Source organism: Haloarcula sp. CBA1115 (genome assembly GCF_000827835.1).
GTDB lineage: Archaea > Halobacteriota > Halobacteria > Halobacteriales > Haloarculaceae > Haloarcula > Haloarcula hispanica.
In genome coordinates, this window is sequence record NZ_CP010529.1 from 2,702,235 (window position 1) to 2,715,413 (window position 13,179).

Below are 13,179 nucleotides of genomic sequence, written 5' to 3' on the forward strand. Positions count from 1 at the left end.
CTCCCTGAATAAGGGCTGGCAGGCGATCTGAGCGGCGATCTGGGTCTGTCACTTCCGCATCGATTTGTTAGACGTGCATTTACATCTGCTGGCCAACGGAACAGGTGTGCGGCGTATTTCCCAGCATTATCGTCGGTGTTACTGTCGGCTCGGCCTGTTTTCCTGCCAGCTACTGTTTGGTTACGCGTGCGTCCGATACTTTGTGGATGTCGTCGTCGATCCCGGTGCCGTCACAGTCGTCATTCGGACATCGATAGTGCCAGCCGTCTTCCGTCGCCGCTCGCTCGGTAAACCGGTCGCCACATTCGTCGCAGTAGAGCTGCCCGTCCGAACATGTGTCGCGGTGGAGTTCGAGTTCGAGTTCTGTGCCGAAGGTCCGCTTGCAGTTCCGACAAATATGAGGCATATTCGAAACTACAGATTCATCCCTTATAGCGATACCGGAACGTTCACGGCCGCTTCTTTCCGTTGACGGAAGGTTCAGGTCGGCCGCCGTCCGTCGGTTTTCGGCACCACATACATCTCACATCTTGGACAGTAATGGTCGACAGGGCCGAATAGCTATCGACACATCTCGGCCACAGCCAGTTCGGGACCAGCCCAGCCGCCGTCTTCCAGATACCGACAGCGATTGTGGGTGAGATAACCGCTAGGCTGTCGTCACGTCGATCCGCGTGCCGCCGGATTCGCTGCTCCCGACCGATACTGTCCAGCCGTGGGCGCGCGCCGCAGTTTCGACGAGGAACAGTCCGTATCCCTCCCCCTCCCGCGTCGTCCCGAAGCCCTGGTCGAACACTTCGTCGCGGTCCGCTTCGGGAATCCCCGGGCCGTCGTCGGCCACGTAGAACCCGGACTCGGTTGCACCGATGGTGACGGTTACGGGTCCCTCGCTGTGTGTGACCGCGTTGTCGAACAGTTCGCGGAGGAGCAACTGCAGTCGGTCGTTTTCGGCGTCGACAGACGTGTCAGTCACCACTTCCAGCGTCGCATTTTCGTAGCTCTCTGCGGCCCAGACCTCAGTGGCTACGTCAGAAAGCGAGAGCGAGTCCGTTTCCGAGACGGGACACGCGGTGCTCCCGATGCGCGAGAGATCGGTGAGCAGTGTCTCGACTCGGCGAACGGACCGATTCAATGCGTCTTCGTGGGGCTCACCGATGTCGAGTAGCTCTAATCGGCCCATAACGACGTTCAGCGGGTTCTTCGCGTCGTGAGAGACGCCGCTCGATATGTCGTCCCACTGTACGGCACCGACCCGCCAGTCGGTCGGCCACCGGGTCGCGTACGCTTCGAGTTTCGCGGCCAACAGGGATGCCGGCGTCTCCGCGGTCACGTAATCGGTGACGCCGGCCCGGAGCGCCTCGGTGACCCGGTCCGGTTCGGGGTCGCTCGCGACGAGGACAATCGGAATCTCGGCCCCGGCCGCTCGCAGTTCCTCGAACACCGCTATCCCGTCGTGGTCGCCGTCGTCACTGACGACGACACCTCTGACATCCCCGTCACTCAGCCGGTCCCGTACGACGCTCGTGTCTCGGACTGCCTCGGCTGTTGCCCCGTCCGTTGTCAGCGCCTCGGAGAGTGCCGCAGCTAGGTCTGTCGCTTCGGTACCGACCACGAGATAGACGGTCCCACGAGCAGGCGTCATCACCTGACACTACGAAAACGGACGACAAGAAACCGACGGTGCCCTACAGCAGGTCTTCGACGTGGTCGGCGACTTCCTCCGGCGTGTCACCGACAGGGACGCCGTTGTCCTCGAGCGCGGTAATCTTCGACTGCGCGGTCCCGGTACCGGAGCCGGAGACGATAGCGCCGGCGTGGCCCATGCGCTTTCCGGGCGGTGCGGTCCGACCGGCGATGAAGCCGGCGACCGGCGTGTCCATGTGCTCGCCAATGAAGCGCGCGGCCTCCTCCTCGTCTTCACCGCCGATTTCGCCGCACATCACGACGGCGTGGGTGTCGGGGTCGGCCTCGAACTGTTCGAGCGCGCCGATGAAGTCCGTCCCGATAATGGGGTCGCCGCCGATACCGATGGCCGTCGACTGGCCGATGCCGCGGTTGGTGAGGTTGTCGACGACCTGGTAGGTCAGCGTCCCCGAGCGGGAGACGAGACCGACGTTCCCCTCTGAGAAGATGTTCCCCGGGAGGATGCCGAGCTTGGCGACGCCGGGCGTGATGACGCCGGGGCAGTTCGGACCGACGAGATGCGTGTCGGTCTCCTGCAGTTTGCGGTAGACCCGGGCCATGTCCTGGGTCGGGATACCCTCGGTGATGGCGACGACGAGGTCGATGCCGTCTGCATCGAGTGCCTCGAAGCAGGCGTCACCGGCGAAGGCCGGCGGCACGAACACGACGGCGGCGTTGGCGTCTTCCTCGCGGGCCGCGCCCTGCACGGTGTCGAACACCGGGACGCCGGCGACTTCTTGGCCGCCGCGGCCGGGCACTGCGCCGGCGACGACGTTCGTCCCGTACTCAAGCATCTGTTCGGTGTGGAACTTCCCTTCTCCGCCGGTGATTCCCTGTACAACGACGCGTGTGTCTTCGTCGACTAGCACACTCATGCTTCCACCTCCTTTGCGTACTCGACCGCACGCTGGACGGCGTCCTCCAGCGTGTGCTCGACCGTGACCAGGTCCTCGTTCAGAATCTCCATCCCCTCCTCGGCGTTGGTCCCCGCGAGCCGGACGGTGACCGGCTTCGGAATCTCGTCGAACTGCTCCAGCGCCTGGTTGATGCCGTTGGCGACTTCGTCGCCGCGGGTGATGCCGCCGAAGATGTTGAACACGACCGAGTCGACGTTCTCGTCGGAGAACACCATGTCGAGCGCGTTGGCGATCCGGTCGGCCTTCGCGCCGCCGCCCACGTCGAGGAAGTTGGCGGGTTCGCCGCCGTAGTAGTCCACGAGGTCCAGTGTCGTCATCACGAGGCCCGCGCCGTTGCCGATGATGCCGACGTTGCCGTCCAGTCGGACGTAGTCGAAGCCGTACTCGTCGGCCTTCTGTTCGAGTTCGTCGCCCTCCGCCGCTTCCTCGCCCATCTCCGCGATTTCGGGCTGGCGGAACAGCGCGTCGCCGTCGATGTTCATGACAGCGTCGGCCGCGATGACCTCGTCGTCGGCCGTGATCATCAGCGGGTTGATCTCCGTGTCGGCGCCGTCGCGGTCGTCCCAGAGCTGGTACAGCGTCGTGAGGACGCTCGCCACGTCGTTTGCGACCTCGCGGTCGACACCGGCCTCGTAGACGACCTTCCGGGCCTGGAACGGGTGCATGCCGAAGGCGGGGTCGATGTGCTCCCGGGCGATGGCGTCGGGGTCCTCCTCGGCGACCTCCTCGATGTTGACGCCACCTTTAGTGGACACCATTGCGACGGGGCGGCCCTCGCCGCGGTCCATCGTCACGCCGACGTACAGCTCGTTGACGAAGTCGACGGCTTCCTCGACGAGCACCTTCGAGACGTGGTAGCCCTTGAGGTCCATCCCGATGATGTCCTCGGCAGCTTCGCGAGCCTCCTCCTTGGACTCGACGAGCTTGATGCCGCCGGCCTTGCCGCGGCCGCCGACGTGTACCTGTGCTTTGATGGCGACCGGATATCCGATTTCCTCGGCCGCGTCGACGGCCTCGTCCACTGTCTCGGCCAGCTGCGAGGCGGGCGTCGGGATGCCCGCGTCAGCGAAGACTTGCTTCGCCTGGTATTCGTGCAAGCGCATGTCATGCAGAAAGCCGAGCGGTGGCGATTTAAATCCGTCCGTTTCTCTTCCGGCGACCACGCGGAATCCGTCCCAGTTTACTGTGGGTGAGGATAGTGGTTCGGGAGCGCGCTGTAGCGCGATACGGCTGGTTCTGAAGCGACTCGGGATGCCAAGGAGCGTTCCGGCCGTCCCAACATCGAATCCAATCCGATAGACCCACAGCGCCACACTGCGAAGCGAGCGTATGGCCGACGACAGGCACGGGACCGACGACGTCGACGACGAGACGCTGGATGCTGTGGCCGAGGCGCTTCGCACCGCCGAAACTGGCGTCGCCCTCACCGGCGCGGGCGTCTCGACAGCGTCGGGCATCCCCTCCTTTCGCGGCGACGACGGTATCTGGGAGCGCCACGACCCGGCGGACTTCCACCGCCGTCGCCTCGACGCCGACCCGGCGGGCTTCTGGGCGGACCGAATATCGCTGCGGGAGGTCATCTACGGCGACATAGACCCCGAGCCCAACGCCGCCCACGAGGCGCTGGCGGCGCTTGAAGCGGACGGCCACCTCGACGCCGTGCTCACGCAGAACATCGACGGGCTGCACGACGCCGCCGGGACGGACCGGGTCGTCGAACTGCACGGAACCCATCGGCGCGTGGTCTGTGACGACTGCGGCCACCGTCGGGAGGCCGAGGCGGTATTCGAACAGGCCGCCGAAAGCAGCGACTTACCGCCGCGCTGTGACTGCGGCGGCGTCTACCGCCCGGACGTCGTGCTGTTCGGCGAACCCATGCCCGACGTGGCGATGCACGAAGGCCAGCGCCTCGCCCGGGACAGCGACGTGTTCCTGGCTGTAGGGTCGTCCCTGTCGGTACAGCCCGCGTCACTGCTTCCGAAAATCGCGGCGGAAGCGGGGAGCACGCTGATCGTGATAAACTACGAGGAAACGCCGCGTGACGCGAGTGCGGCGCACGTACTTCGTGCGGATGTCACGCAGGTCCTTCCGACGCTTGTCGAGCGGGTGTAACAGCGCGGAGGCGGTCTACAGCTCGACGCCGCCGGGAATCAGGCTCTGCCCGCGCAGGAGGCTCCCGTCGGGGTCGTAGACGAGCAGCGTCCGCAGTTCGTAGGTCCGTGACTCGTCTTCGCCGTCGGTGAGATGGACTGTAAACTGTGGGTCTTCTTGAGCGTCCGCCGCGGAAACGAGCGCGTCGATGTCCGCCGTCGGTGCTGTCGCCTCGAAAATGTACTCACCGGTGAGGCGGTTCGTCAGCGAAAGCACCCCGTCGCTTTCGGGCTGGCGGCGGAAGGTCACGTCGATCTCCTCGCCATCGAGTGTGCCGCCGTCTACTTTACTGAGGCGCTCGCGGAGCTCTCCTGTCGGCCCATCGTATACAATCGCGATCGTCGGGTCGTCGTTGTCGGTGGCCGAAGCCTGGATGTCGACGGTGAAGTAATCACGCCTCATTCCGGTGTTTACAGGTACGTGGCCCGGCCAAATGAACGTAACGGCGCACCGACTGTCGGTATCGGTAGCTTTTACCGGACCGGCCCACCCTCTGACAGTAGCATGGCCTGGGTGAAATCAGAGTACGCCGGCGAGTTCGCGGTGCTTGCGACGTGGCTCGTGGGACTGGCCCCGTGGTCGGTGTCGCTGTTCGAGATTGAGGGGGTAACTGTCGTCGGGCTTCGCTTTCTTCCGTTCCGGTTCCAGTTCATCTTCGGAGCGACGCTCCCCGGAGAGCGGCCGTTTCTCTGGGCGTGGCAGGTCGCCGCGTTCCAGGAGTCGGAGCCGCTTGCGCTCGCCGGGACACTCGGGGTCGCGGCCCTGGTCGGCTTCCTGTTCCCGCTCGGCCTCAGCCTCTATTACTACGCCGCTGAGGACCGCGTTGAAGCGGTTCTCCCTATGGACCCAGTGCGACTGTTCGGCGGGCTGCTTGGGCTTGTTGGCGTCCTCACGCTCGCGGCCAGCGGGCTGTTCATCACGTCGTTCCCCGGTATCACCGTCCCCATCGGGGCGCTCGTCGCCCTCGTGTTCGCCTATTTGCTGCTGACTGTCGACCGCGCGTGACAGCCAGTCCGGTCCCGTTCGTCCGACCGCTGGCGATTATACTCCTGATAATTTGGCGAGCGAATTTAAGTAGGTGGATACGATAGCAGAGGTATATTCCGCGGAGCACCGTGTGCTCCCCACTGAACCACCGATGTCGAACCCAGAATCTCCCGAACCCGGTGCCTTCGTTTCGGACCCGCTCGGCCACATCCAGTCGTGGCTCTCGCGGACCGCGACGGTGTTGAGCGGGTCAGCGGTTCCGACGGCAAACTACGACCCCAGCCGCCACGGGACGCTGGTCGAATTCGACGGTCTGAACGGCTATAACGAGGTCGAACGCTACTGGCTGAACGCCCCCTTCGCCTTCGCCTCTATCAACCACGACCCGGACCGCGACGAGCACCTGTATCAGGTCGTCGAGCCGTCGCTGACCGACATCGAGCGAGAACTGCTCGACCGTCTGTTCGAGGACATTCGCATCCCGCTTATCTACCGCGACGATGTCGACGCCGACCCGGAGCGCGTCCTCGCCGAAGAACTCGAAGCCAGGCTTGAGGAGTACGGCGTCGTCATCGAACCCGAGACGTTCTACCGCCTGTTTTACTACCTGCATCGCTCCTTCCAGGGCTACGGTCACATCGACCCTCTGATGCACGACCCGGACATCGAGGACATCTCCTGTGACGGGGCGAACCTCCCCATCTTCGTCTACCACGACGGCTACACGGACATCGAGACGAACATCACCTACGACGCCGACGAACTGAACGACTTCGTCATCCAGCTGGCCCAGCGCTCCGGTCGGCACGTCTCCGTCTCTGACCCCGTCGTCTCGACGACGCTCCCGGACGGCTCCCGTATCGAACTGGCGCTCGGCGAGGAAGTGACCCCACGCGGCTCCGCGTTCACGATCCGGAAGTACGCCGACGAGCCGTTCACGCCTATCGAACTGCTGGAGTACGGCACGTTCTCCGTCGAGATGCTGGCTTACCTCTGGCTGGCTATCGAGTCCAACAAGTCGCTCATCTTCGCCGGCGGAACGGCGGCCGGCAAGACCACGTCGATGAACGCGCTGGCGATGTTCCTCCCGCCCCGGTCGAAGGTACTCTCAATTGAGGACACCCGCGAGCTATCCCTGTATCACGACAACTGGCTCTCCTCAGTCACCCGCGAGCGACTGGACGATTCGGACATCACGATGTACGACCTGCTGCGGTCCGCGCTCCGGCACCGCCCCGAGTACATCATCGTCGGCGAGGTTCGTGGTGAGGAAGCTATCACGCTGTTCCAGGCGATGAACACCGGGCACACGACGTTCTCGACGATGCACGCGGACTCGGTCCAGACCGTCATTAACCGGCTGGAGAACGAGCCAATCAACGTCCCGCGGCCGATGGTTCAGAGCCTCGATATCCTCTGTGTGCAGGTGCTGGCCCGCTCGGGTGACGAGCGCGTCCGCCGTGCCAAAACGCTCGCCGAAATCGAGGGCATCGACCAGCGAACCGGCGAACTGGACTACTCGACGACGTACAACTGGCGGGCCACCGAGGACCGTTTCTCCGAGAACAACAGCGAGCTACTGGACGAAATCCGCGACGAGCGCGGCTGGACGCAGTCGGAGCTGTTGACCGAGCTCCGCAACCGCCAGCGGTTCCTCCGCTACCTCCAGTCCGAGGGCATCACCGACTACCGGAAGTTCACGGCGATGGTCAACAAGTACTACGCGGACAAGGAACAGGTCATGGCGAACATCGACGATGCGATAGCCTGACATGGCGCTGAACCCGCTCGGTCTGGCTCCGCTCGCCGTCGTCGTCGGGATTCTCGGGCTTATCGGCTACAGCACTGTCAACGAGCGCTTCGACCGCAACGTCACGCGGCTGTCCCGACGGCTCTTCGGCCGGTACGTGGGCGAATCGCCCAAACGCGAACGACAGCTCGAAGCCGCCTACATCGACGAGACCTATCGCGGGTACGCCGCCAGAACGCTGGTGTACGCCTGTGTGGGGGCTGTCGCCGGCGCTATCACCGGCGCGTACGCCATCGGCGGCTTTCTGCTTGTGCTACCGGCGCTAGTGAACCTTGCACAGGGGCTCCCCTCGACGATGGTGAACGCCTTCGGCCTGCGAACGTTCGAACTCGTGCTGACGCCGACAGGGACTCTCTACATCCTCATCGGCGGCGGCGTGCTCTCGGGCGCGGCGACGGCAGGACTCACGTACCTCTACCGCTGGGAGCGGCTCAAGAATCAGGCGGACGTGCGGAGCCGGAACATCGACGAGGGGATGGCCCGCACCATCGCCTTCATGTACGCGCTGTCCCGCGGTGGGATGTCCTTCCCGGACGTGATGCGTGTGCTGGCCCGCAATCAGGAGATCTACGGCGATACGGCGAAGGAAGTCGGCGTCGCCGTCAGGGAGATGGACCTGTTCGGCCGGGACATGATAACGGCGCTCAAACACGTCTCCCGGCGGACGCCCAGCGAGCAGTTCAAGACGTTCACCGAGAACCTCTCCAGCGTCCTCCAGAGCGGCCAGTCGCTGGCCCCGTTCCTCCGCGAGCAGTACGAGCGCCACCAGGAAGAGGCCGCCGAGCGTCAGGAGGACTTGCTCGAACGGCTGGCAACGGTCGCCGAGGCGTACGTCACCGTGTTCGTCGCCGCCGTGCTCTTCTTGATGACGATTCTCCTCGTGTTCGGCCTGACGACGACGGACACGCTCTGGCTGTTACAGATGATGGCATATCTCGTCATCCCGCTGGCTAACGTCGGGTTCATGGTATATCTCGATAGCAAGCTCCAGTCGCTGGGCATCGGGAACGGCGGGACGACGACTATTCTGGACAAGTACGAGACGGCGACGCTGGGGAAACCCAGTCTGGGGTCTGGCCCTCTCGGCCTGCCTGATGGCGGCGTCGTCCCGGCCGACGAGGCGAACTGGCTCAGACTCCGGTTCTATGACCGCGTCAAGTCGGTGCGGGAACTGCTCAGCTCCCCGATTCAGTCGCTGGTCTGGAACCCGGTGTACGTCCTCTATCTCACCGTGCCCGTCGCGGTAGTGCTGTTGCTCGTCCGTGCCCCACCTGCGTTCCAGGCATCGACGGTCAACATCCGTCTCCTCGACGACCTCGTCATCCAGTCAGTCCTGCTGATTCTGGGGCCGTTCGCGCTGGTGCGGTTCATCTACACGCAGCGGCTATCCCGAATCGAGGACGCGACGCCGGACCTGCTCGAACGGCTGGCGAGCCTGAACGAGGCCGGGATGACCGTCGTGGAGAGTCTCCGCCGGGTCCGCGGCAGTGACATCGGCGTGCTCACCCAGGAGATGCACCGCATCTGGGCCGACATCAGGATGGGCGCGAACGTCGACGACGCGCTCGTCCGGTTCGGCCGCCGGGTCCAGACCACGGCCGTCACGCGGATCGTGACGCTGTTGACCCACGCGATGCACGCCTCGGGCCAGCTCGGCCCGGTGTTCCGCATCGCGGCCACCCAGTCACGGGCGGACCTCCGACTGAAACGGCGGCGACGCCAGCAGATGCTCACCTACCTCGTCGTCATCTACGTCGCCTTCCTGGTGTTTCTGGTCATCATCGTCGCCGTGCAGGAGGTGCTCGTCCCGAGCTTGCCGTCCAGCGTGCCGACGCCGGCCGGGGAGTCGAACCGACTGGGCGTCAACGTCGACCAGTTCGCCCGCTTCGGCCGCGTCGACAAGGCCGCGTACACGCTCGTGTTCTTCCACACCGCGCTGATTCAGGCCGTCCTCACCGGCTTCATCGGCGGCCAACTCGGCGAGGGCACGCTCAAGGACGGCGCGAAACACGCCGCAATTCTGCTGGGTGTCGCGTACGTCGCGTTCATCCTGCTGTCCTCGCCTGTCGCCTCGATGACGGTCACCAGCCCCGCCGTTTCCGGCGACCAGATAACGGTCGAATCGGCGTCGCTGTCGGAGGGTGGATTCATCGTCGTCCGCCAGTTCGAGGAGGACGGCAGAGTGCTCGGGACCTCCGAGTACCTCCCTGCCGGAAGCCACAGTGACGTGCAGATCACCCTCGACAGACCGCCGTCGACCGGCCAGTCGCTCGTGCTCGTCGCCCATCAGGACACCAACGGGAACCAGCAACTCGACTACCCATTCGGCGACAATTCGGGGGCACCGGACCGGCCATACGCGTCCTCGACGGCTGGGGAGAACGTCACGGTCGAGTATACGGTCGAGTGACGCTGGATTTACGGTGCCGAATCGGGTAGGGTGCGCTGATGGAGTTCGCCGCCTTCGCCGACCGGGCCGAAGCAATCGAAGCCGAGAGCGCCGATACCGCGATAACCGAGGCGGTAACCGACCTGTTCACTGACGCAGGGTCGGACCTCCCGACGCTCGCTCGCTTCGTTCAGGGCCGGGTGTTTCCGGCCTACGAGTCCCGCACGCTCGACATCGGCCCGCGGCTCTGCTACGAGGCGATTGCCCGGGCGGCCGGCCAGAACGTCGGCGCTGACGACGTAGAGCAGCGCCTCGCTGACATGGGCGAAATAGGGGCTGTTGCGGCCAGCTACGACCTCGGCGGCCAGCAGGGACTCGCCGCATTCGGAGCAGGCGGGAGCGGGAGCGACGCACTGACCGTCACAGAACTCGACGACGAGCTACGGAACCTGGCGGCTGTCGACGGCAGTGGGAGCCAAGGGACGAAAGTCGATATCCTCTTTGGCCTGTTCTCGCGGTGTTCGTCGACGGAAGCCGGCTACCTCGCCCGCCTCGTCCTCTCAGAGATGCGTATCGGCGTCGGCGAGGGGACGGTCCGGGACGCCGCCGCGGCCGCTTTCGACGTGCCGGTCGAGGCCGTCGAACGGGCCGTGCAGGTGTCGAACGACTACGGTATGGTTGCCGAAGTGGCCCGCGACGAAGGGGAGTCCGGACTGGCGACCGTCACCCTCGAAATCGGTCGCCCCGTTCAGGCGATGCTGGCACAGGCGGGCACGGTCGCTGGCGCGCTCGAAGACTGGGACCGCGCCGCGGTCGAGTGGAAGTACGACGGCGCTCGCGTGCAGGTCCACTTCGACGGCGAGGACGCCCGGCTGTTCTCCCGGAACATGGAGGAAGTCACGGACCCGCTTCCCGAGGTCGTCGACACTGTCGAGTCGACACTCGACGCACCGGCAATTCTCGACGGCGAGGTGGTCGCAGTCGACGCCGACGGCGACCCGCTCCCGTTTCAGGAGGTGCTGCGGCGCTTCCGCCGGAAACACGACGTTGCCGCGGCCCGCGAGGACGTGGCCGTCCGCCTGCACGCCTTCGACTGCCTGCACGCCGACGGCGAGGACCTGCTCGATGCCTCGCTGAAGACGCGCCATGACCGCCTCGAATCACTCTTGCCTGCCGGGAGTGACGTTGTCTCGCGGATGTGGCTGTCCGACGACGCCGAGGAAATTGAAAATCTGGAGGCTGAGGCCCTCGCCGCTGGGCAGGAGGGAATCATGCTGAAAGACCCGACCGCAGCCTACTCGCCCGGCAAGCGGGGCAAGCACTGGCGCAAGCGCAAACCTGACGTGGAGACGCTCGACTGTGTCGTCACCGGCGCGGAATGGGGCGAAGGCCGCCGGGCGAACGTGCTTGGCTCGTTCGAGCTTTCTGTCCGAACCGACGACGGCTACGCTACCGTCGGCAACGTGGCGACGGGCATTACCGACGAGGAACTGGACGACCTGACGGAGCGCTTCGAACCGCACATCCGGCGAGAGGACGGCCGCGACGTAACCCTTGACCCGGCGATTGTCTTCGAGGTCGGCTACGAGGAGATCCAGGCCTCCCAGTCCTACGCCTCGGGCTACGCGCTCCGGTTCCCCCGGTTTCTCTCGGTTCGTGAGGACAAGACCCCGGACGACGCCGACCCGCTGGAGCGCGTTGAGCGGCTGGCGGCGTCACAGTAGCGCCGTCGGACTGGGACGGACCGACACGCGTAATGGCCGTCTCCGAGAACGACCGTACATGACAGTCAGACACGACGGCATCACCGCGGAGTGGCTCGGCTACGCGACGCTGCGGCTGGAAGGCGATGACACGGTCGTCTACTTCGACCCCGGCCGGTACGGCGTGCTCACCGGCGAGTGGGAGCCTGACACGCCCGGTATCGGCCATCCGCCGACGCAAGACTACGCTCCGAAAGACGGGGACATCGTCTGCGTGACACATATCCACCACTACGACCCCGACGGCATCCGCCGCGTCGCCGCTGAGGACGCCACCGTTGTCGCGTTCGAGGGTATCAACGTCCACGCGACCGACCGCGACCTCGACCGCCTCGCCGACCTCGACTACGAGGTCCGCAAAGTGTCGATGGAAGCCGACGTGCTGGTCGACGACGTACCTATCTGGACGATGCCGGCGTACAACCACGAGGACGGCCGGAACGTGAAAGACGACGGCAGCCCGATTCACCCGAAAGGTATCGGCTGTGGCTTCCTCGTTGCGCTGGACGACACCCGCGTGTTCTGGCCCGGCGACACCGACGTGCTGGACGGCCACGCCGAACTCGACGTCTCGCTGTTCGTCCCCTCTATCGCCAAGAACTACACCATGAACCGCCACGAGGCCGCCGATCTGGCCGAGGCGATGGACCCGGATCTCGTGCTCCCGATGCACTACAACACGTTCGAGTCGCTCGAAGCCGACTCGGGTGCGTTCGCCGAGGATGTCGCAAAACGCGGCGTTCCGGTCGTGCTGGACGAGAACTGACTGGCGAACCCGTCTTCGGCGACCCGAGACAGCAGACGGCCTATCTGTCAGTCAAAACAATATTGAAGGATTCAGCAGAACACCACCGACATGGAACGCGCCAGTGACCGAACAGGGGAAACACGTTCCCCAGCCGAACGAACGCCCTCGTTCGGTCACCTACTGCTCGTCTGGCTCCTTGTCGGGCCATCGCTGTGGTCCCTCGGTACCGCGGTGGCCGCTGCGATTCAGGCCGAACTGCCCCTGTCGACGATGGGGGTCGGCCTGCTGTTCGGAACGATAGTCGTCGTGTCGTTCTGGACCGCCGGCTTTCAGCCCTCACTCAGGGCCAGTTTCGGCTATTTTGTCGCGGAACTGAGTATCTATCTGGTCTTGGCTGTCGGGGTCGTTACGGTCTTCGTTCCGACCTTTACACCGTGGGTTACGATTGCTGTCCAACTCGTGTCTATCTGTCTCGCCGCGACGCTGGTGTTCACCCCGGTCGGTGCGAACATACGGAACTGGTTCCGGCGACATGTCCGCTCTCTGCTGAAACTACCGCCACAAGACCGGTCAGTCGATCACGACTGATGGATTCTCGACCGAGCAAACGCGGATTCGTTTTGCCGGTCAGTCGTTCCGGGTAGTACACTAATTGCGCACCGGCCTCACCACGACTGTTCCCGTTTTCCACTCGACAGAAAACATTTACCGAGTGACAGGAGATGGAATCC

Annotated in this window: 12 protein-coding genes; 7 read left to right on the forward strand and 5 right to left on the reverse strand. The window is 64.6% G+C overall.

Annotated elements, in window-relative coordinates; translation table 11 throughout:
- Positions 1–169: 169 nt before the first annotated feature.
- The 4 genes from SG26_RS13590 to sucC form a co-directional block, all read right to left on the reverse strand.
- Positions 170–406, reverse strand: a complete 237-nt coding sequence (locus SG26_RS13590) for a hypothetical protein (protein WP_004593153.1) — start codon at positions 404–406, stop codon at positions 170–172.
- 243 nt (positions 407–649) lie between these two features.
- Positions 650–1,642, reverse strand: a complete 993-nt coding sequence (locus SG26_RS13595; RefSeq protein ID WP_050037838.1) for a hybrid sensor histidine kinase/response regulator — start codon at positions 1,640–1,642, stop codon at positions 650–652.
- Between the two features lie 43 nt (positions 1,643–1,685).
- Complete coding sequence (gene sucD / locus SG26_RS13600; RefSeq protein ID WP_014040053.1) at positions 1,686–2,558, reverse strand: succinate--CoA ligase subunit alpha; 873 nt, start codon at positions 2,556–2,558, stop codon at positions 1,686–1,688.
- Positions 2,555–3,703: an ADP-forming succinate--CoA ligase subunit beta gene (sucC, locus tag SG26_RS13605; protein WP_014040054.1), complete on the reverse strand. Its 1,149-nt coding sequence runs from the start codon at positions 3,701–3,703 to the stop codon at positions 2,555–2,557. Before sucC ends, sucD begins: the two co-directional genes overlap by 4 nt.
- A 226-nt stretch (positions 3,704–3,929) precedes the next feature.
- Here sucC and SG26_RS13610 point away from each other — a divergent pair, with 226 nt between their 5' ends.
- On the forward strand, positions 3,930–4,712 hold the full coding sequence (locus SG26_RS13610; protein ID WP_014040055.1) for an NAD-dependent protein deacylase: 783 nt from the start codon (positions 3,930–3,932) through the stop codon (positions 4,710–4,712).
- A gap of 15 nt (positions 4,713–4,727) precedes the next feature.
- Here the strand turns inward: SG26_RS13610 and SG26_RS13615 are convergent, their stop codons facing one another.
- Positions 4,728–5,153 carry a DUF5793 family protein gene (locus SG26_RS13615; RefSeq protein WP_014040056.1) on the reverse strand — a complete coding sequence of 142 codons (426 nt, stop codon included), beginning with the start codon at positions 5,151–5,153 and terminating at the stop codon, positions 4,728–4,730.
- 102 nt (positions 5,154–5,255) lie between these two features.
- Between SG26_RS13615 and SG26_RS13620 the strand changes: the two genes are divergently transcribed.
- The 6 genes from SG26_RS13620 to SG26_RS13645 all read left to right on the forward strand — a co-directional run bounded on the left by SG26_RS13620 (position 5,256) and on the right by SG26_RS13645 (position 13,036).
- Positions 5,256–5,756 (forward strand): TIGR04206 family protein, encoded by a 501-nt coding sequence (locus SG26_RS13620; protein ID WP_050037839.1) that lies wholly within the window; start codon positions 5,256–5,258, stop codon positions 5,754–5,756.
- A 133-nt stretch (positions 5,757–5,889) separates the two neighbouring features.
- Positions 5,890–7,509, forward strand: coding sequence for a type II/IV secretion system ATPase subunit (locus tag SG26_RS13625; RefSeq protein WP_050037840.1), 1,620 nt, complete (start codon positions 5,890–5,892; stop codon positions 7,507–7,509).
- Between the two features lies 1 nt (position 7,510).
- The gene (locus tag SG26_RS13630; protein ID WP_050037841.1) at positions 7,511–9,958 is read left to right on the forward strand and encodes a type II secretion system F family protein; all 2,448 of its coding nucleotides are present in this window, start codon (positions 7,511–7,513) and stop codon (positions 9,956–9,958) included.
- Positions 9,959–9,996: 38 nt separating this feature from the next.
- Positions 9,997–11,661 (forward strand): ATP-dependent DNA ligase LigA, encoded by a 1,665-nt coding sequence (ligA, locus tag SG26_RS13635; RefSeq protein WP_050037842.1) that lies wholly within the window; start codon positions 9,997–9,999, stop codon positions 11,659–11,661.
- Positions 11,662–11,719: 58 nt separating this feature from the next.
- Entirely contained in the window at positions 11,720–12,466 is a 747-nt protein-coding gene (locus tag SG26_RS13640) for an MBL fold metallo-hydrolase (RefSeq protein WP_050037843.1), read from the forward strand.
- A gap of 90 nt (positions 12,467–12,556) precedes the next feature.
- Positions 12,557–13,036 (forward strand): hypothetical protein, encoded by a 480-nt coding sequence (locus SG26_RS13645; protein ID WP_050037844.1) that lies wholly within the window; start codon positions 12,557–12,559, stop codon positions 13,034–13,036.
- Positions 13,037–13,179: the final 143 nt, after the last annotated feature.